Below are 19,148 nucleotides of genomic sequence, written 5' to 3' on the forward strand. Positions count from 1 at the left end.
CGCCGCACCCCTGCAGGGTGCGGTAGTCGTTGAAGAACGCCAACGCGATCGGTGAGGCCAGTGACCGGAACAGATCTCGTGGCCCTCGCCAGTGTGCGCCCAGGGTCGCGGCGAGCTGGTTGGTCGCTGCCGTGCGGGCCCGGACACGATCGTCACGAAACCGCACCAGAGCCTGCAGTGACGCTGACACGCCCACCAGTCCGGTCGATACACCCCCGGGCGGCAGCCGACAGGTCAGTGCGAAGGCATCACGCCAGTTGCGTTCCGGGTCAGGCCACCGCCCGAGGCAGCACCATGAACTCACAGTTGCGTTCGGGGGATCCGGCGCACGCCAGCGGCTCCGGCGACCGCGGTCAGACGGCGCGGGCGAGCTCGGTGAACGCGGCCTGCAGCCGCAGCTGTGGGTCGGTGTCGGGCTTTGAGCCTGCCATGGCCGGCTTCGATCCGATTGTTCTCCCGGGCGGCGTCGACATGGCAGGCTTCAGGCAGCAGCTCGTCGAGGATCCTCGGGTAGACAGGTGCCTTGTCGGTGGTGACCTCCACCGGCCGGCGCCCATGAGACAGCGCCTGGACGAAGAACCGGCGGCAGCCGCCTGGTCACGGCGGGCGCTGGCCAGGACGTCGATGACCTGGCCGTACTGGTCAACGGCGCGGTAAAGGTAGGTCCACCGGCCGGCGACCTTCACGTACGTCTCATCCACAAACCACCTGCCGCCCAGGCCGATGCCGGCACGGCCGCGCCGCCTCGACCAGCAAGGGCGTGAAGCGCTGCACCCATCGGTACACGGTGACGTGACCGACCTCGAAGCCACGCTCGGCCAGCAGCTCCTCGACGTCCCGGTACGACAGCGCGAACCGCAGGTACCACCGAACCGCCAGCATGATCACCTCGGCGGGAACCGGAACCCCGCGAACTCCGACGTCGGAACCGGTGGACGGACACGACATCGACGCACCATCCGATCATGACCGATCGGCAGCTGCACGATGGCGGACTCTGCCGATGCAACAACGCCGTCCTGCTCGCCGAGGCGCAGGACGGCGTCACGCGTTACGCGCACCTCGGGGGCTGCCGGATTGCGCGGCCCTCCGGCGAACGCCCGGCCTATGTCCAACTACAGCAGTTGACACCAGTGCATACTGTTGGACCGCATCACATTCGGTATGCCGGGTACAGGCGGGTTCGTCCGGCCTTCGGGCAAGATAGGTGGTGGACGCTGTGGTGCGACAGGGGGGAGAAGGCTCGGGTCTGTTCGACCTGATGGAGATCGGGCTGGGCATCATTGGGGTCGCCGATTATCGGGTGCGCAGGGTGAATCAGGCCACGTGCCGGATCCTCGGACGGAACGAGGATGAACTCGTTGGTGTCCGGTGGGAGACGCTGGTCCATCCAGATGACCGGGAGGCTCACCTGGCAGAAGCGCGACAGAACCAGGCCGCTGGCCAGACCCACTGGCAGGGCGTCGTCCGCTTCGTGCAGCCGAGCGGGTCTGTCGTGTACGTTCTGGCGACGTCGGTGATCCTGACCGACGACGTGCCCCCCGCGGAAGCCGAACGGCCCTATTTCCTCGTCCAGTTCCAGGATCTCAGCCAGCAGTTGGCGTCGCACCGCCACCTTCGGCTCGTCATGGAAAACACCCCAGTCACCCTGGCCCTGGTCGACAGGGACGGCTGCGTCCTGTTCAACGAGGGTGCGATAGGCGAAGACGCGGTCCGACGCCTGGAGATCGCGCGGCGGCGCAGCATCTTCGAGGTCTTCCGAGATCTACCTGATGCCCTGGATCTGACCCGCCGAGCGCTGGCAGGCCAGCGCGCCTGCGGCGTCTTCTCCGCCTACGGACACTGGTACGAATCACAAACGGTTCCGATCTGCGATGCGCAGGGTGTCGTGCAGTCGGTCGCCATCGTGTCCCACGACGTGACCGAGCGGGAGATCGCACTGGCCGAGCTGCGCGCCCGATCTGCTGAACAGTCACTGGTGGCGAAGATCGGGCGGTGCGCGCTGGGCAGCCCCGATCCGGCATCTCTCTGGCATCAGGCGACGACAGCGATCTCAGGCCACCTGTGTGCCGATCAGGTGACTATCAGGGCGGCCGATCCGGACTCCGGTCTACCACACGTCGTTGCCACGGCTGGTTCGGCGGCACCGTATTACCCGTCTCCCCCACCATCAGCCGCGCCGGACGGAACGGCGCTCGCGGGCAGCCGTACCGACCCGCCCCGTGGGATCGCGGCGGACAGCGCGTCCTCATCCCTGACCATCCCGATCGGCCAGCCTGACAACCCCGGCGCTCTGCTCACCATCGACCGCCGCAACCCCGGTTCCTTCGCGCGTCATGAGGTGATGTTTCTCGAGATGATGGCGACCGTGCTGGCAGCGGCCGACGAGCGCTTCCGCATCGAACGTGACGCCCAATATCAGGCCCGGCACGACGGGCTCACCGGGCTACCGAACCGAACCGCGTTCCTGGACCACCTGCAGCGGACCCTGACCCGTGCCGGACACGACCGCCGTCGCACCGGGCTCCTGTTTATCGACCTCGACAACTTCAAGAAGGTCAACGATTCGTACGGTCACCAGACCGGCGACGACCTGCTCCGCGAGGTGGCCGCCCGGCTCCAGCGGGCCGTCCGTCCCGAGGACAGCGTCGCCCGCCTCTCCGGTGACGAGTTCGCTGTGCTCTGCGACCGCGACCCCGCGTTACCCGACGTCCAGGCCATCGCCCGGCGCATCGTCACCACCCTCGCCACCCCACGGATCGTTCTCGCTGGCCAGCCGATCACGGTCGCCGCCAGCATCGGGATCGCGCACTCCGACGGCCAGCCCATCGACGCCGACGAATTCCTGTGTACTGCCGACATGGCGATGTACGCGGCGAAGCGGCAGGGTCCAGGTCGCTTCCTTGTCTTTGACGAGTCGATGCGGACCCACATTCGCCGCCGATTCGACACAAGAACAACAGCCGGTGGACGCTGACCGCTGCCAGGCCCTCCGTGTCGGCCTTGGGTGAGACACCCGATGGGTGCGGGTTGGCTACAGAGGACGTGCTCGGAGATCCTCATCCGGTCGGTGACTTCCGTTCGGACTGTGCGGACGAACTGTTCGGCGTAGGTGTTCGCCTGCGGAGTCCGGGGTGGGATCGTGACCGCGTCGATACCGGCATCGGCGAGGGCCGCGTCGAAGGATGTGGTGGGCTGTCCGGCGCGGTCGCGGACCAGGAACTGGAAGTCGGCCGTCCGGTCGCCGAGGTCCATGAGGAGGTTGAGGAAGTCCACGGCCAGCATGGTCGATGCCTGCGTGCGCGGGAACTGTCGCCACGTCGTGTCGGTCTGGCGTGTAGCCCTATGTCGTGTTCGGTCGCGAACCGTTCGATGAGGGTCGCGATCTCCGTGCTGACCGGTGGTCGTCCCGTCCGCTGCGGGTGGGTCCATTTCCGTGTGATCAGACGACGGTGCCACCGCAGGACGATGCCACCGCAGGGCGGTGCCGGGGGTGACCAGCCGGTGTGCTCGCAGCGTCTTGGGTAGGAGCTGGATCAGTGCGGCGAGGACCGCCCGGTCCGCCCAGTCCCACTGGGGCTTGGGCTGGGTACGGCGCAGCACCTCAGACCTCGTGCCGCAGCACGAGCAGCTCGATGTTCTTGGACGCCGACGAACGGCCGAGGAGAACCAGCCACCCGCACACCCGCACACCCGCACGAAGATCAGATAGAGCAGGCGGATGGACATAGCGGATCCCCCGGCGGATTGGTGGCCGTCCGGGTGTCCTGCGCGGGTAGGTCCATTGGCGTGCGAGGAGATCACGGTGCCAGCGCAGCACGGTGGCCGGGTGACGAAGAACGAACCCCAGCGGGCCCGGGGTAGCAGCCGGGACAGGGCTGCGAGGATTACCCGACCCGCCGGTTCCAGCGTCGGACGGTTCACCTGCCGTCGTGACACTGCCACCTGGTGTCGCAGGACGAGGAGCTCGACGTCCTTTGCGGTGTCCCCGCGGACCCGGAGCAGCATCAGTCCGAGAGCGTTACGCGTCAGGGCGTAGAGCAGCGACCACATCATGACCATCCAGCCTGCCCGACGCGGGCCCCGTCCGGCAGGTAGACGTGCAGGTCACCGCCCAAATCGGGATTCTGGAACCCCACAGGCGCGGACGTAATCGGGTGGAGATGGCTTTCCCGCACCCCGCACCGCCATGAGGACTGGACACCGGGCGGATGGCTACGGCTTGATCCACAGTTCCTCGGGCAGCAGGGAACCAAGGCCGTACTGCACGAGGCCACCGACGTTCCTGCCCGAGATGGCGCCGGGTCCCCCTCGTGCGACGAAGAACATCGGGGTCAGTTCGGTCAGGCGTTCCTGCACGGCGTTGTAGGCCTTCTTGCGATCCTCCTCCGATGTTGCGGTCCGGCCGGACAGCAGGGCGTCATTGAGCGCTGGGTCGTCGATACCGGGCATATTCGCAGGCGAGTCCCCACCGAAGACCGTCGACAACCGAGGCTCGGGGTCCTGGAAGAGCGCGGAGGTGATAATCGAGTCGAAGTCGTGGGTCGCGCGCAGCTGCACGAACTCGGCGAGCTCGACGGTTCCGATCCGGACCTCGACGTTGTCGAAGCTGCCGAGCTGGGCCTGGATGTTCTCCGCCAATGCCTTGTTCTCGCTGCTGGGGGAGCTGGTGAATGTGAAGGATAACGGTTTACCCTCGGCTGCCAACTCGTCGAAGAGCCGCTGGGCGGTCGCCTTGTCCGTCTTCCGTAGTGGCGTCTGCGAGTAGAAAGGGGACGCTTTGGTGAACAACGTGTCAGCAAGCTGCGCTGTGCCGTTGTAGGCAGCGAGGTTCAGCGCGTCCATGTCGAGTGCTGCCGCGACCGCCTGACGCGCACGAATGTCGTTGAACGGTGGCCTGCGCATGTTCAGAGCCACGAGGATGCCGCCGCTGAGATGCATGCGGTCGGTAGACCGGCCCTGACAGCTTTGTCGAAGTTGATCCAGCTCGAGTCGATGGCCACGTCCGCGCCTCCGGTGAGCAGCGTGTTGTAGCGCTGGTTGCCGTCGAGCGCCGAGTGGAGAGTGATGCGGTTGAGGTAGGGCTTGGGCGCGTCCCAGTAGCGCGGGTTCTTGACGAGCCGGATGTCGGCCTGACGAGTCCAGCTCTCGAGGGTGAACGGCCCCGCGCCGATCGGCTTCGCGTTGAAGGCCTCCTGGCCCTTCTTCAGGGACGCGGGCGAGGCGATCCAGTTCATCGAGGAGGCGAGGGCGGACTGGGCGTACCTCGGAACGGGGGTGACCAGGGTGGCCTTCAGCGTGACGTCGTCCACTGCCTCGGACAACTGGATCATCACCGCCTCCGATCGGTGGGCCGAGCCGACAGCCGGGTCCTTGGTCCGGTCCCAGTTGAACTTCACAGCTTCCGCGTTCAGCGGGGTGCCGTCGGAGAACACCAGCCCCGGTCGCAGTTTCAGGGTGAAGGTGGCGCCGTTGTCGGTCGTGGTGAAAGATTCGGCCATCGAGTAATGGACCTCGTCCGCCTCATCGTTGGTCATCAGCGTCCCGTACAGGGCATTACCCAGGAACGCACCGGAGGCACACGCGTTGCCCAGGATTGCCGGATCCAGGGTGCGCGGGTCGCTCAGGGTGAGAATCCCGTGCCTCGCCGCCCGCCACCGGCTCGTTTGAGGGCCCTGTGGACGCCGCGGTATCGCCGCCACCGCCGCCGCAGGCACCCAGGAAGAGCGCCACGCAGCATGCGACGGCGGCGGATAATCGTGTCCTACGAATCATCTCGCATCCTTTGTCGGCGTCAGGATCGACGAAGAACGGCAGGATTCCACCGGTGGTGGGCGTTCTGGTTTCTGCGATGGTTTCTGGCTTTGGGTTCCGGCAGGAACGGCTGTGTGTGCGGTGCGGTAGTCGGCACACCCCAGGCGACGTCACGCGTTCAACCGCGGATCGCCTGGGTTTCCCGCTGGGTGGCGTCACCTCGCCGCTGCATCGAGCAGGGGGTCAGGCGATGACTCCCCGTCTGGAGCGGGCGGCACGTGGGGGAACAGCTCCTGGAAGGCGCCCTGGGTGATGCGGTGCCGGGTGGCGGGGTCGAGGTCGCCGACGAGCTCCTGGAGTGTCTTCTGGGTGTGACCGAAGGTGCCTTCGATGTGCGGGTAGTCGCTGCCCCAGCACACATTGCGCCAGCCCATGGCCGTCACCGCGGCGACGGCCGAGCGGTCGTGTTGGAAGGACGCGTAGACGTTCTCGTACAGGTACGCGCTGGGGAGCCGACGCAGACGGGGGTGGACGGCCGACGCGTGCTGCCGGTACGCCTCGTCGAGCCGGTCGGCGACGAACGGCCCCCAGGTCGCTCCGCCCTCGGACACGATTGCACGCAAGGACGGGTGCCGGTCGAACACACCGCCGGCGATCAGTTTGGCCACCGCCCGCTGGCCGCCGTAGGTCGTCTCCAGGTAGTTCAGGAGCGCCCCGCCGGGACCACGGTAGTAGGTGCCGTTACGGCTGGACGCCTCATGGGGCTCGCTGCCGATGTGGAACGCGATCACGAGACCCGTCTCCGCGAGGGCGGTCCACAGCGGCTCCCACGACTCGCGATGCCAGTCGTCCCCGTCGATGAGTGGCACGACCGGCAGGGACGCGGCATGGAAGCCGAGACTCGCGGCCCGCGTGACCTCGGCGACGGCGGTGGAGACGGTGAGGAAGGGGATCGTCGCCGCGCTGACGTAGCGGGGTGAGAACCGCTGGTACTCAATGGCCCAGTCGTTGATCGCTCGGGCGCCGGCCGCGAGCAGCTCCGGGTCACGGATCGATGAGGTCCACATCCCCAGCGAGGGGTAGATGAGCTCGGCCCAGATGCCTTCGGAGTCCAGGTCGAGCAGGCGCATCTTCCTGTCGTTGGCGCCGGGCGCCCGCTCGGGAACGGTGTGGCCGTTCTCGTCGGTGAGTTTCCTGCCGGGCCGGGGCAGGCGGCGGCGGAACTCCTGTCCGTCGACGTGGATCGTCTCCCAGCCGCCATCGAGGTCCTTGACGCTGCGCGGCATCCGTGCCGCGAGGGACCCGGGCAAGCTCCTGTCGAAAAGATCGTCCGGCTCGACAAGGTGCGAGTCACCCGAATTGGCCCAGATCTTTGCCACGGTTCCTACCTCCTCCTCGTCGACGACGGGCCGCAACCTCGTCGTCGACACCTACCGGTTGCCGTACGGTTCGTGGTGGTCATCGGACGGTCGGCTTCTCCCCCTCGTCCACTCGTTCCACCAGGGCACTCACGTCCTCGAGTGAGCGCAGGGTGTCGTTGAGGTGTGTGCAGGTGGACGGGCCGACGAAGGTGTCGCGCACCCAGCCACGCAGGCCCTCGGCCGGCGCGCCTGCCAGGCGGGCGGCGCTCGCCGCCGCGTTGGGGCACTCCGGCCACGGGAGGGCGCCGATGTCGGCCTCACCCGACAGGAACTGCCGCGTCGAGGGGTCGAATGTGGCGTGGACCGTGTACTCGTGCACGATCGTCTCGACGCCGTCGCCGTCCATGTGGCTGTCGCGGAAGAAGCACTCCACCAGGGCGACCTCGCCGTCCTTCCACACGTCGAGCCGGCGACGTCGGCGCATCCCGTGCGGCGGGAGCGAGTCGAACGCGTGCCAGCCGAGCGGGTCGTCGGTGGACTCGACGGAGGGCGCCTCGGGACCGGTGTGGGTGGGTGGCATCCCTGTCCCGGCGAACCCCGACACGAGCGTGCCTCCCGCCACCCACCCGGCGCACAGGTCCGGGTGCTGCAGCGTGAGCTTCGGACGAGACCGGACCGCACCGCCGACCTGCACCGCGTAGCCGCCCACGAGCAGAGCCGTCGGCAGGTCGTCGAGGAGCTGGAACCGCACGGAGCGCGACACTCGCTCGCCAGGCATAGCGTCATCGACGGCCTTCCGGAAGCCGGCGGACGCCGCCATACCGACGAGCGCCGCCAGACCCGGATGGGACGGGTCGCCGGTGATCCGGCGGACGAGCCGCTCCGGGTGGTCCACCTGGAGATCGAGGCGCGCCGTGCCGAGGATGGTGCTTGCGCCGTCGAGCGCGGTGCGCAGATCGCGCCCCCGCGCCACGACGGTGACCGGTCCAAGCAGCCCGTCCGGCCGTAGGGAGTCGTGGGTGGTGGTCCGTCGCACCGAGCCCGGTCGGCGGGCCGGCGTGGCGGATGCCGGGTGTGCGCCCAGCGTGTTCATGGCGAGCCGTCCTGGATCCGAGATGTCATCAGAACCTCTTCAGGGTCGTTCCCAGCCTAGGGAGACAACTCGTCAATATGCAAGACTCGTTTTCAAATTAGAGTGACGGGTGACCCTGGAGGGAGCTGTGACCGAGCCGACCCCCGCGACGACACCACGGGTTGGGCGGCCCCGCCGTTTCGACGCCGACACGGAACGGGGCATGATCATGGACGCGGCGATGCGGCTCATGGCGCTCAACGGCTACGCCCAGACGTCCGTCGGCGAGATCCTCGCCGACGCCGGGCTGTCGACCCGGTCGTTCTACCGCCACTTCGAGTCGAAGGAAGCCTTGCTGCTGGCCCTCCTCGAACGCGACGCCGCGGCGGTGGCGCGTTCGCTGGAGCGCGCCGTGGCCGCGGCCTCCGATCCGGTCGCCGCGATCGAGGCCTGGCTGGAGCGATTCCTCGACGTCTTCTACGAGCCCCGGCGGGCCGCCCGCGTGGCGCTGTTCTCGTCCCCCGCTGTTCGCGGCTCCTACCCGCTGGCCGACGTGCTACAGGACATGCGACGGGTCTTCTGTCGGCCGCTCGTCGGCGCATTGCGCGCGGGCCACGAGGCAGGTCTTCTGCGCTCACCGACCCCGGAGGCCGACGCGAACAGCCTGTACGCCCTCGTCAGCGCCGCCGCGGATCGGCACGAGGCCCACTTCCAGCAGCGGGCGGCGGCGAGGGCGCACGTCGTGCGGTTCGCGTGGCCGGCCCTCGGGCTGCCGGAGGGCGAGACCCCCGGCGGGCCGAGGAGCCGGCGAGCCGACGAGCGAGGTCGAGCACGAAGATGAACTCGAAGTCGGCCCGTTCGGCGAAGTGCCTGTCGACGTGGGTGTCGCCGATGTGCACGAACCGCCGGCAGCCGAAGGCCGCTCGGACCCCCGCGAGCTCGTGCTTGCGGCTGACGAAGTCGGGGACGATCTCGGCGCGCTCCCACATCACCGACTGCTCGCCGAGGGTGCGGTCGGAGCAGCTACCGATCACGTAGCCCTGTGCCTGGGCCCACCGCACGAAGGCCAGTCGGAGCGGCCCGGCCGGGTCGCCCGTCTCCAGGGTTCCGTCAATGTCGAAGCTGACGAGCGTGCGGGTCTCCATCGCTGTGCTCCGTTTCCCTGCTGTGCTCCGTCGCTCAGTCTGTGCGCAACATGATCGACGCCGGGTCGTGGAAGAAGCTGGCGCCGGGGCAGAGCAGCGCCGTCCTGGCACCGGGAACCTGACGTTCACCCTCGGTGCCCCGCAGCTGTCGTACCGCCTCGGTGTAGAAGTTGAAGCCCCCCGCCCGTCCTTGCGACAGCCCACCCCCATTGGTTGTGACGAGTGTGTGTCCGCCGAGGCGAAGGATGTTCGCCTGGGCGTCCCACGACGATGCGAGCAGGTCGCCGGCCTCGCCCGGCTTGCAGAACCCGGCCGCCTCGATGCACCCCACGGTGTCGATGGTGTAGCCGTCGTAAGGGAAGAAGAGGTCGAGGTCGTTGACGGTCAGGTCGCTGCGCTCCCAGAGGCCGGCCAGGGAGGTCCACAGAGCGTTCTCGGTCCAGCCCAGGCTGTTGTCGTAGTACTCCCCGACCCGTGAACCGCCCAGCGACATGGCGTGGATGTACACAGGCTTGTGGCGCAGATCCATTGCCCGTTCGGCGGTCGTGATGATCAGAGCTTCCGCGCAGTCGACGGGCACGTCCATGTCGAGCATCTGCATGGGCTCCCAGATCACGCGAGAGGCGTGGTAGTCCTCCATCGTGATCGGGGTTCGCATGGCTGCATTGGGGTTCTTCGTCGCGTGGGTGCGGTTGTTCACGGCAATGCGGGCGAAGACGTCCTTCGTCGCTCCGTAGTCATGCAGGTAGCGCGCCATCCAGGCGGCATACGGCTCACCGGAGTGCAGCCAGCGGCGAGCGAAGTCGTCCCGGCCTATGGGCGCGTGGCTCGCCGCGCGCAGTTGCGCCGCCCGGAGGCGGAACGGGTCGTTCGCGGCGGACCGCGACATCTCGGGTCTGCGGGTGTAGGCCTGTACCACCAGGACCGCGTCGCACAGGCCGGAGAACACCGCTTCGGCTGCATAGACGAAGCATGATCCGAGCCACCCGTTCTTCTGCCAGGTGGTCTTCTCGATCCCGAGCGCGCCCTGCAGCGTCAGGAACCCGGCTCCGCCCATGGACAGCGGGTCCATGCCCGTGCCGCAGACACCGTCGATCTCCTGCCGGTCGATACCGGCGTCCTCGATGGCGCCGACGGCCGCCTCAAGGGCGAGCGACAGCTCGGTGCGTTTCAGGTCACGGCCGTAGGGCGTCGACCCGACACCCACCACGGCCAGGCTGTCCTTCAACGGGTTGCGCGCCATTGCTATCTCCTGTCCTCGATCGGGACCGCCGGTTCGAACGCCGGCCACGCCAGCCCGTCGCGATCCACCCACGTCAGGCGCACCGGCATGTCGAGCCGGATCGCCTCGAGCGGGCAGTTCACGATCGGCGCCAGATAACGCAACCCCGACTGCTCGACAAGCTCCACGGCGGCGGCCGGCACCGGCTCCGACAGTGCGGCGTTCGGATCCCGCTCCTGGTGGATCAGCGTGCACAGGAACACGGAGCCCTCGCCGCTCACCTCGGTGGGCACGACGTCCCACGACCAGCACTTCGGGCACAGCGGGCGGTGTGGGTACACCCAGTAGCCGCAGGCCGAGCAACGATTGATCAGCAGCCGCTGCTGGAGCAGCCCGCGGTAATGCTCGATGTTGTCGCGGTCGATCAGCACCGCGGGGAACGCGGCGAAGACATCCGCGTCGGTCACATCGGTCACGCCGGTCACGCCGTCACCTCTTCCTTGGCCCGTCCGGCCAGGCCGACCCGGTCGAGCTTCCCGTTGGCCAACCGCGGAAGCTCGTCGAGAAACACGATGTCCCTGGGAACTTTGAACCGGGCGAGACGCGTCTTGAGCCACGAGCGCAAGATGTCGGCGTCGAGGCAGTGGCCGGGGCGCACGACGACGTAAGCCCGCACCACCTCGCCCCTGCGCCGGTCGGGCACGCCGACTACTCCGCAGTAGGCCACTGCGTCGTGGCTGGCGACGACCTTCTCGACCTCCTCCACCGAGACGTTCTCACCGCCGACCTTCAGCATCAGCTTCAGCCGACCCGCATAGGTGATGTAGCCGTCGGCGTCCATGGAGACGAGGTCCTCGCTGTGCAGCCAGCCGTCGGCATCGAGAACCCGGGCGTTCTCCTCGGGCTTGTTCCAGTAGCCCCGCATGACGTTGCCGCGCACCCATGCCTCACCGACAGCCCCAGGTGGGACGTCGAGGCCGGTCGCAGGGTCGACGACGCGGACCTCGTTACCCGGTAGGGGACGGCCCCCCGTCGTGCGCCGCTTGTCGGGCGGATCATCCGGAGCCGTCACCGACGCCGGCCCGTACGTCTCCGTAAGACCGAACGGGACGAACGTGAACGTGACATTGGGCATCACCCGACGGGCATCCTCGTTCGGCACAGCCGCGATCCGCAGCGACGACAGATCGCGCCCGTCCTCGATCGCCGCCTGCACGACCTCCGCAGGAATCACCCCGAACATCACGGTGGCCCGCTCGGACTCGATCAGCTCCGCGCCGAGGCGGGCGTTGAAAGCCTCGGTGAACACGAGCGTGCCGCCGTTCACCAGCATCGTCATGAGGCCCCAGATGCTGCCGCCGGCATGGAAGAACGGCATCATGCTGAAGAACACGTCCGAGCCGCCGATCCCGATACGTCGGGAGTGCAGCGCCGCGTTGGCGACGATGCCGCCTTGTTCAAGCATCACCCCCTTCGGGAACCCGGTGCTGCCGGACGTGTACTTCACCATCGCCAGGTCGCTGCCCAATACCTGCCGCTCCAGGCGATCGGCAAGCCCCCGGGCATCCGCGGCACTCGGGTCACGGCCCAGCGCCTCCAGCGCACCGAGGTCAAAGGCCCCGCCGTGCCGACCGCCACCGCGGTGGAAAATCACCACGTTGCGCAGGTCCGGGATCCCGGCGCTGAGCAGGTGCCCGGGCAGGTCCGCGGTCGCGAACTCCGGGCAGATCTCCGCGAGCATCGCGGGCATCCGCAGAGCCCGGAAGCCGTCGAGCAGGATCACGTGACGGGCACCGGACTGGGTAATGACGTAGGAGACCTCGGCCGGCTTCAGGAAAGTGTTGACAGGCACCGTCACCGCACCAAGCCGCATGCAGGCGAAATGCGAGACGACCCACTCCGGCGTGTTCGTCAGCCACAACACGACACGGTCCCCGCGCCGGACACCGATACTGGCCAGGCCGGCGGACAACGCCCGCACCCGCTCGACCAACGTGGCATAGGTCAGCCGTTGCACGTTCCCACCGTCGTCAGCCGCGACAAGCGCGGCGCGGTCCGGGACCCGCTCCGCCGACGCGACGAGCATCTGCCACACGGTCCGCGTCCGGAGCTCGGCCAGTGCTTCGGCTAAGTCTGCCGCCGGGCGCTCGTTCACCGGGCCGCCCTCGCCGCCGCCCGCCACGCCGCCGTCGGCTGTCCGATCCGGTACGGATACCCGGGCGAGAACGGTGGCCAGCCCGCCATCGCCGTCACGCCGATCGGCGCGAGTCGCTCATCGTGCAGCATCCAGGTTTCTGCCACGCCCCGCGGCGGCTCTTGCGGCACCTTCGCTCGGTACTTCGCTGGTACCCGAGCGGTCCAGATGTCCGACGGCTCGGTGGTAAGACTGTCCACATTTGCGCTCAGTTCCGGCGCGAGCGTCATCCTTGTCCTCCTGTGTCCACCGGCGGTGCCATCTCAATTCATCATCGTTGGGCGGCACCGTGGGGTCTTTGCGTATTCGGTCAATTCCTTCCCATAGCAGCCAATGTCCAGCCACCGGGACCGGCCCCGGAAGTGCTGATCGAGACGGGGTCCCGCCGTCGCTGTCCCGTCACACGCTCTTGTAGACGACGCCTGGACCGGCCCGCAGAACACGCAGCAGGGTCGGAACAACCTCCGGCATGGCGTCCGGTCGGGAATCGGTCGCAGTACTCGAGTACTTCTTCGGCGTAAGGCTCGAACGTGTCCGTGTCCGTGTCCGCGTCCGCGTCCGGCGGAAAATACCTCAGGTGTCGGCGATTCGATGAAGGATCTCAGCCAGCGCGGCCGGCTGGCTGATCATGCACATGTGTCCGGCGTCCAGGTCGATCACTGGGCTGGCGTTGACGCGGGCGGCGAAGCGTGTCTGCTTTTCGGGCGGGAGAATGGCGTCTCTGGTGGTGCGCACCCAGCTCCGGGGGATGGGTGGGCGTAGACCCGTCAGGTCGACCGGTTCGGTCGTGAGCCGCTCCGCTTCGGGGACCAAACGCTCGAGGCACCAGGCGAACCGGCCGTCGTCGAGGTCGTTGCCGAAGAACCGTTTCGCCCGCTCGGGATCCATCGTCAGCTGCCGCTCGGCCGTGGACTTCTTGACGTGCGCCCTGACGTGCGGTCGTAGTTCGTGCATGGTGCCGGTCCCGGACGCAGGCACCATCGCGGCGAGGAAGACGACATGGCGGACACGGTCCCCGAGCCGGGCCACAGCTCGCGGTAGCGAGCACCCGGCGAGAGAGTGACCGACGAGCACGAATTCGTCGAGATCGGCCGCGTCGACGTCCTCGACAATGGCATCCGCACAGTCGGCGAAGGTCACTGACTCCAGGGGCGCCGGACGCCGCCCTCGTCCGGGTAGGTCGACGGCGACCACCGGCATGGCCAGCCAGGGCAGTAGAAGATCCCAGCAGCGGCTGTCAAAGCCGCCACCGTGCACGAGGACCAGCGGAGTCGTCATCAGCCCGGCTCCTCTGGAGAATGGCCTCCAGCCACTCGACGCACTCCCGTCGTTGCGCCTGCGGGCGTCGATGCCGGCGAAGCAGGGGTCGCCCGCCGTGGCGGGTTCGTCGACGGGGCGGGTGGCTCGATCACGTGGTCGTGCAGGCCAGTGAGGATCAGGTCGTCCTTGTTCATGCCGCCTCCCTGCCGCCGCCGGGCCCGTGACCCGACGTCCACCCGCCGGCAGCCTGGGCCCCGGGTTCCAGCACCGAGAGCCAGGGTCGCCGACCGGTGTAGGTGCGGGCGAAAGCCGCGCCCGCCGAATCACCGGAGGTGTCCGTCGGCTCATCATCGGCGGCTGGGCGATAGCCGTCTTTGCGCGCTCGGCCAGGTACTTGCTCTTTTCGGCCCGGGGATCCGGTCCCGCGCCGGCGGGAGCAGCTGCGCGGTCTGGATGCTGACGGGGTGGTTCGCCGCATCGCCTATCCCGAGGCGCCCACGCGCCGAGTAGGAGCTGCACCAAGGCGGGCGCGGCCCTGACACCGGTGCTCAATGCTCTCCACGGCTGGGCGGCCGACTCCTGCCCCAGCCGGTGAGCAGGGGAACGGGTAGTCGAGGGGACACTCTCGCCGCTGTGAGTAGGAAATTGACCGAAGGCGCAAAGACATCCACAGCCCGGTCGCCGATGATGAGTCGCCAGGCACTGCCGGTGGATCCAGGAGGGCAAAGATGACGCTCGCACCGGAACTGATCATCCATGCGGACAGTCATCTGACCGAGCCGCCGGACGCAACGGCGGCTGGTTCGGTCGGGGACGTGTCAGGGGCTTAACCACACCGAGGCGGTACGACAGCTGCGGGGGCACCCCCGGCGATGGAGGCTCCATGAGCACGCAGGACGCACGCCCGGCATCCGCCACGCCGGCGCGTAGGCGGGGCTCGGTACGACGGACCACGACCCACGACTCGCTGCGACCGGGCGGGCTGCTCGGACCGGTCACCGTCATGGCGCGCGGTCGTGACCTGCGCACCGCGCCCGACGGCGGAAGTACCGTTCTCGGCACGGCACGCCTTGACTTGGAGGTGGGCTACCCGCAGCGGATCGCCGGTGACCCGTCTCATCCGGGTCTGACGGCGCTCGTGGGGGTGGCGGTGTCTGCCGGTTTCCGGCAGGCCGTCGACGCCGCGATGCCGGGCGAGCGGACGTCGCGGTCGGTGCGGTTCCAGCTCCTCGACGATCTACCGACGGCACTGCTCGTGAGTGGTTACGCGGTGCAGGCCGCCGGCGCGCACCGCTCTCGTCCCAAGCTCACGCTGCAGTATCCGGACCTCTGCGCCGGCTGGGTGGCCGGAGGCACGCTCGTGTCCGGATTCGCCGGGACCGGTAAGACCCCGGTCCACGTCGGTCCGCATGCGCCGTCGGTCGACTCCGACGACCCGCTCGGCTGGCACACCTTCGACCTGCTCCCTCCGCACGGTATGCGCCGTCGTCGCCGGCTCGACGTCTGGAGGGAAGGCGAGATCGCCGCAGTGGAGTGTTTCTTCCGCGACAGTCACGTGGATGACGACGACGTCGAGACAATCGTGCACGAGTACACGGTCCATGCCACTGTCGATCCAGCGACACGGCGGTTCCTGTCGTGCGAGGCGGACATCGGTGCCCTCCCGTGGCCGGAGTGCCCCGCAGCGGCGGCCAGCGCCACCCGCCTGGCGGGCGAGGCGGCCGAGGGCCTGCGCGGCCGGGTACGCGACACCTTTGTCGGCCCGTCCACCTGCACGCACCTCAACGACACCCTGCGCTCGCTCGAGGACGTCATGGCCCTGCTGGAACGAGTGGACGACGCGCAGGAGCGGGTCCGCACCCGACCGACAGGTGGCCTCGCCAGCTGACGCCGCCACGGGTCAGACCCGGACAGACGGATCATCCAAAGCTCCAGGTGGAAGATGTGCGCCGCGGCGTTGTTGCATTCGGAGGATCCGGCGCACGCCAGAGGCTCCGGCGACCGCGGTCACACAGCGTGGGCGAGTTCGGTGAACGCGGCGGCCAGCCGGAGCTGTGGGTCGGTGTCGGCGGCGATCTCGTAGTGGCCACGGTGGATGTTCTGGACCAGGGTTGCGACGACGATGCCGCACAGAGTGAGTGAGACCAGTGGATGGAGGACCATGGACGTTACTGAGTCTCCAGCACTACATTCCTAGATCTTGTTAGATGCGTAGGGTGAGGGGCGTGGGGTCGCCTCGGTGTTGGTAGTGGCTGAGGAGGGCTCGGGTCTGGTGGGTGGTCCGCCACCGTTCTCGGGCGAGGACGGCGGGGAGTTGGGTGTGTCTGGCCGCGAGCAGTGTGGTCGCGAGGATCCGGCGGATCGAGCGGGTGGAGGGCCGGGTTAGCTGGTGGCCTCCTGGATGCGGGGGTCTTTTCCCGGGTTGGCGCGGGTCGCGGCGAGGAACGCCTGGGCGAGCATGCTGAGGGTGACGTGTCGGTGCCAGGGGGTCCATTTCCGGACCTGGTACTGGTCGAGACCGAGGACGTCCTTGCCCTGGCCGTTGTTTTCCTCGATGGTCCACCTCGTCCCGGCGGCGGCGACCAGGTCGGGGACGCCGGTCGCGGTCGGGGCGTGGGCGAGGAAGTACTCGACGTCGTAGAAGGTCTTGCCGTCACGAGTACGCGGGGTGGTGGACTTACGCACCAGCAGGGTGTGAGCGTGCCCGCTGGCCGGGTCCTCTCCGGCGACGGTGACCGCGTGGGCGGCCCAGTCATACCAGCGGGCGCCTTTCGACCCGGCGCCGCACGAACGGCGCTCGAACACTCCCACGGGCAGCCGGGCGTGTAACCGGTCCGGGCGGGTCGGCCGGCCCCGGGCGTCGAGGAGGGCGAGGTTCTTCGGGACGGCCAGCACGTAGGACAGCCCCCGGTCGTGGCAGAACCCCCGCAGCCGGGCGTCCTTGCCGTAGCCGCTGTCGGCGACGACCCAGCGAAACGGCACCCCGGCGTCGACCGCCCGGGTCAGCATCGCCACCGCGAGCTGGGGTTTCGTGGCGAACTGTCGGTCGGTGGGCACGCCGGCCGCCCGGCAGCGGGCCGGGTCGCTGGTCCACACCTCGGGCAGGTACAACTCCCGGTCCACGAACGCGTGCCCGGCCGGCGAGGCATAGGTACACATGACCATGGTCTGCACGTTCGCGACGTCCCCGGTCAGCCCGTAGTACTGAGGAGCCACCCCCACCGACTTGTCACCTTTCTTCAACGCCTGCGTGTCATCGACGACCAGCACACCCACCGGCGACCCGAGCCGGTCGACCACGAACTCCCGCACCGCGTCGCGCAGCAGATCGGCGTCCCACACAGCCCCGTCGAGCAGATGCTCGAACGGCCGCGGCGTTGCATAACCCGCATGCTCGGCCAGCCCCCACGAGTTCTTCTTCGGTACGTCCGCCAGCAGCGCCCGCACGAAGTCACCGAACACACGCCTGGGCTCAGGCCGGTTGAACAACCCACCCAGCCCGTCCGTCGACGCCGCGAGCTCCCGCTCCCACCCGACGACATCCTCCGCTGCCACGACCCCAACCATGCCAGGCCCGACGATCAGCCACCCGACAAAGTTCCAAGATCTGGAAATGTAGTACGTGGTCGACGTCGCGTTCGGCGAGCAGCTCCTCGACGTCCCTGTAGGACAGGGCGGACCGTCAAGACGATCACCTCCGGCGGGAACCGGAACCCGGCGAACTCTGACGTCGGAACAGGGGGATCAACACGACGTCGACGCATCAACCGATCATGACCGACTGCAGCCTCGGTGAGGGCGGACTCCGCCGATGCAACAGTGCCGGGCAAGTCGTACTCGACGTCGAGTCGAATTGTCAGGCGGACTTCGCCTCGCGGATGATCGTGACCGCGGCGTGCGGGTCCGGTACGGTGATCGTCACGCTTCGGCCGGTGTGCATGGCTAGCCGCAGGGCGGGTCCGGTCCGGACCGTGAAGTAGATGTGGCGAGGGGTCCACCAGAAGCCGAGGGACACGCGCCACAGCGACGGCGACAGGTCGATCACCTCGGCGCGCTCGATCTCTTCCAGGCGGTAGGTGCGGCGTGGCCATCCGAGCACCCCGCAGTGGACCGAGATCCCGTTGGGTCCCGCCGCCGTCCTGACGCTCAATCCGGTCAGCACGTTGATGAGCACAGCGGCAGCGGCTATCAGCAGCGGGATCGCGGGGCCGGCCGGGTCGAGCCAGCTGCCGTGCGACAGGCTTCCAAGGAGCAGCAGCGGCACCATCAGGGCGGCGCTGAGAGCCACCACCAGCGGCCAGTTCGTCACTCGGCCGGTGTAGATCGAGTACCGGCCCTGGCCGGGTAGTTCGGATGCCGTCATTGGGCACCATCCTCTCGACGTGTCACGTCAGCTTCTCGATGAGGCGAATCAGGTCGTGGCGCCCCAGGCCGTGCCGGCGGGCAACAGCCACGAGCGTCTGGGCCGCCTCGGTAACCGGGGCCGGCTCCGTGACGGCGGACGCGACCCGTGCCCCGCGGCCCCGACGGAACTCCAGCACGCCGTCCTCGCGCAGCTGCCGGTAGGCGGCCAACACCGTGTTGCGGTCGACCGACAGTGCCCCCGCCAGCTCGGCCGCCGGCGGCAGCTGCTCGCCGACGGCAAGCTCCCCCGAAGCCACGCCCCGGCGTACACACGCCACGATCTGGAGTGGCAATGCCTCCCGCGAAGAATGATCAACAACCCATCTCATAGTGCTAGTATTATTAGCACCATCTACCCGTGCGGTCAACCGCACCAGACCGCGACCAGGACCCGGAGGCACGCTCATCATTCCGCGGAACTGGCACACTCTTCTCGGCATGAGCGTGCGGATCTTGGCTGCCGGGCGACCTCCGTTCGTCACGAAGAGTCACAACCTCACCCGCGAGCCCACGGTGGCGAAGGGCGGGCGGCCCGTCCGGGTCGTCGAGATCATCGTTAGCGCTAATCGCTGTACCGATCTTCAACCCCGGTCTTCCCCGCCTGGCGCGGGCAGGGCATCGCGCTGCGCGCGGTCGCCCTCATCCTCCACTGACTACAGACCCGGCCCTCGCACACGAAGGCCGTCATCCGCGTCACCCCAGGCAACACCTACTCCCTGCGCATACCCGAGACGCC

Annotated in this window: 13 protein-coding genes and 6 pseudogenes; 3 read left to right on the plus strand and 16 right to left on the minus strand. The window is 68.3% G+C overall.

Annotated features, from left to right (window positions below; translation table 11 throughout):
* Positions 1 to 402 precede the first annotated feature (402 nt).
* Positions 403 to 959: pseudogene (locus FRANEAN1_RS22515) on the minus strand (IS6 family transposase); the annotation flags it as partial.
* A gap of 260 nt (positions 960 to 1,219) precedes the next feature.
* Between FRANEAN1_RS22515 and FRANEAN1_RS22520 the strand changes: the two are divergent.
* Positions 1,220 to 2,977 carry a sensor domain-containing diguanylate cyclase gene (locus FRANEAN1_RS22520; RefSeq protein ID WP_020462118.1) on the plus strand — a complete coding sequence of 586 codons (1,758 nt, stop codon included), beginning with the start codon at positions 1,220 to 1,222 and terminating at the stop codon, positions 2,975 to 2,977.
* Between the two features lie 77 nt (positions 2,978 to 3,054).
* Here the strand turns inward: FRANEAN1_RS22520 and FRANEAN1_RS43940 are convergent.
* From FRANEAN1_RS43940 to FRANEAN1_RS22540, 5 genes and pseudogenes are all read right to left on the minus strand, one after another.
* A pseudogene (locus FRANEAN1_RS43940) lies at positions 3,055 to 3,729 on the minus strand (transposase); the annotation flags it as partial.
* A 1-nt stretch (position 3,730) separates the two neighbouring features.
* Positions 3,731 to 4,062 (minus strand): annotated as a pseudogene (locus FRANEAN1_RS43945) (integrase); the annotation flags it as partial.
* 153 nt (positions 4,063 to 4,215) lie between these two features.
* Positions 4,216 to 5,775 (minus strand): annotated as a pseudogene (locus tag FRANEAN1_RS22530) (ABC transporter substrate-binding protein).
* Between the two features lie 194 nt (positions 5,776 to 5,969).
* Complete coding sequence (locus tag FRANEAN1_RS22535) at positions 5,970 to 7,133, minus strand: amidohydrolase family protein (protein WP_041256365.1); 1,164 nt, start codon at positions 7,131 to 7,133, stop codon at positions 5,970 to 5,972.
* A gap of 79 nt (positions 7,134 to 7,212) precedes the next feature.
* Complete coding sequence (locus FRANEAN1_RS22540; RefSeq protein ID WP_020462120.1) at positions 7,213 to 8,208, minus strand: DUF2889 domain-containing protein; 996 nt, start codon at positions 8,206 to 8,208, stop codon at positions 7,213 to 7,215.
* Between the two features lie 127 nt (positions 8,209 to 8,335).
* Between FRANEAN1_RS22540 and FRANEAN1_RS37340 the strand changes: the two genes are divergently transcribed.
* Complete coding sequence (locus FRANEAN1_RS37340) at positions 8,336 to 9,028, plus strand: TetR/AcrR family transcriptional regulator (protein WP_020462121.1); 693 nt, start codon at positions 8,336 to 8,338, stop codon at positions 9,026 to 9,028.
* A gap of 338 nt (positions 9,029 to 9,366) precedes the next feature.
* On the opposite strand, the gene FRANEAN1_RS22555 is transcribed toward FRANEAN1_RS37340, so the two are convergent.
* The 5 genes from FRANEAN1_RS22555 to FRANEAN1_RS22575 all read right to left on the minus strand — a co-directional run bounded on the left by FRANEAN1_RS22555 (position 9,367) and on the right by FRANEAN1_RS22575 (position 14,026).
* A complete protein-coding gene (locus FRANEAN1_RS22555) occupies positions 9,367 to 10,575 on the minus strand; it encodes a thiolase family protein (protein WP_020462122.1) in 1,209 nt (402 codons plus the stop codon).
* A gap of 2 nt (positions 10,576 to 10,577) precedes the next feature.
* The gene (locus FRANEAN1_RS22560) at positions 10,578 to 11,039 is read right to left on the minus strand and encodes a zinc ribbon domain-containing protein (protein WP_020462123.1); all 462 of its coding nucleotides are present in this window, start codon (positions 11,037 to 11,039) and stop codon (positions 10,578 to 10,580) included.
* Positions 11,036 to 12,709: an AMP-binding protein gene (locus FRANEAN1_RS22565; protein ID WP_020462124.1), complete on the minus strand. Its 1,674-nt coding sequence runs from the start codon at positions 12,707 to 12,709 to the stop codon at positions 11,036 to 11,038. The genes FRANEAN1_RS22560 and FRANEAN1_RS22565 overlap by 4 nt, the downstream gene beginning before the upstream one ends.
* The gene (locus FRANEAN1_RS22570; RefSeq protein WP_020462125.1) at positions 12,706 to 12,978 is read right to left on the minus strand and encodes a hypothetical protein; all 273 of its coding nucleotides are present in this window, start codon (positions 12,976 to 12,978) and stop codon (positions 12,706 to 12,708) included. Before FRANEAN1_RS22570 ends, FRANEAN1_RS22565 begins: the two co-directional genes overlap by 4 nt.
* Positions 12,979 to 13,321: 343 nt before the next feature.
* Positions 13,322 to 14,026: an alpha/beta hydrolase gene (locus FRANEAN1_RS22575; protein WP_020462126.1), complete on the minus strand. Its 705-nt coding sequence runs from the start codon at positions 14,024 to 14,026 to the stop codon at positions 13,322 to 13,324.
* Between the two features lie 865 nt (positions 14,027 to 14,891).
* Here FRANEAN1_RS22575 and FRANEAN1_RS22580 point away from each other — a divergent pair.
* The gene (locus tag FRANEAN1_RS22580; protein ID WP_020462127.1) at positions 14,892 to 15,896 is read left to right on the plus strand and encodes a DUF2889 domain-containing protein; all 1,005 of its coding nucleotides are present in this window, start codon (positions 14,892 to 14,894) and stop codon (positions 15,894 to 15,896) included.
* A gap of 119 nt (positions 15,897 to 16,015) precedes the next feature.
* On the opposite strand, the pseudogene FRANEAN1_RS40465 reads toward FRANEAN1_RS22580, so the two are convergent.
* The 5 genes and pseudogenes from FRANEAN1_RS40465 to FRANEAN1_RS22600 form a co-directional block, all read right to left on the minus strand.
* A pseudogene (locus FRANEAN1_RS40465) lies at positions 16,016 to 16,117 on the minus strand (IS6 family transposase); the annotation flags it as partial.
* 273 nt (positions 16,118 to 16,390) lie between these two features.
* Positions 16,391 to 17,563 carry an IS701 family transposase gene (locus FRANEAN1_RS22590; protein WP_347176717.1) on the minus strand — a complete coding sequence of 391 codons (1,173 nt, stop codon included), beginning with the start codon at positions 17,561 to 17,563 and terminating at the stop codon, positions 16,391 to 16,393.
* Between the two features lie 52 nt (positions 17,564 to 17,615).
* Positions 17,616 to 17,772, minus strand: a pseudogene (locus tag FRANEAN1_RS43950) (IS6 family transposase); the annotation flags it as partial.
* 92 nt (positions 17,773 to 17,864) lie between these two features.
* Positions 17,865 to 18,371 (minus strand): hypothetical protein, encoded by a 507-nt coding sequence (locus FRANEAN1_RS22595; protein ID WP_020462130.1) that lies wholly within the window; start codon positions 18,369 to 18,371, stop codon positions 17,865 to 17,867.
* Positions 18,372 to 18,393: 22 nt separating this feature from the next.
* Positions 18,394 to 18,741 (minus strand): GntR family transcriptional regulator, encoded by a 348-nt coding sequence (locus FRANEAN1_RS22600; RefSeq protein ID WP_020462131.1) that lies wholly within the window; start codon positions 18,739 to 18,741, stop codon positions 18,394 to 18,396.
* Positions 18,742 to 19,148: the final 407 nt, after the last annotated feature.

Source organism: Parafrankia sp. EAN1pec (genome assembly GCF_000018005.1).
Lineage (GTDB): Bacteria > Actinomycetota > Actinomycetes > Frankiales > Frankiaceae > Parafrankia > Parafrankia soli.

Excerpts from the sequence above, each read along its gene's own strand:
- FRANEAN1_RS22540 (WP_020462120.1), bottom strand. The coding sequence starts at position 8,208 with ATGAACACGCTGGGCGCACACCCGGCATCCGCCACGCCGGCCCGCCGA.
- FRANEAN1_RS22555 (WP_020462122.1), bottom strand. The coding sequence starts at position 10,575 with ATGGCGCGCAACCCGTTGAAGGACAGCCTGGCCGTGGTGGGTGTCGGG.
- FRANEAN1_RS22570 (WP_020462125.1), bottom strand. The coding sequence starts at position 12,978 with ATGACGCTCGCGCCGGAACTGAGCGCAAATGTGGACAGTCTTACCACC.
- FRANEAN1_RS22575 (WP_020462126.1), bottom strand. The coding sequence starts at position 14,026 with ATGACGACTCCGCTGGTCCTCGTGCACGGTGGCGGCTTTGACAGCCGC.
- FRANEAN1_RS22580 (WP_020462127.1), top strand. The coding sequence starts at position 14,892 with ATGAGCACGCAGGACGCACGCCCGGCATCCGCCACGCCGGCGCGTAGG.
- FRANEAN1_RS22595 (WP_020462130.1), bottom strand. The coding sequence starts at position 18,371 with ATGACGGCATCCGAACTACCCGGCCAGGGCCGGTACTCGATCTACACC.
- FRANEAN1_RS22600 (WP_020462131.1), bottom strand. The coding sequence starts at position 18,741 with ATGAGATGGGTTGTTGATCATTCTTCGCGGGAGGCATTGCCACTCCAG.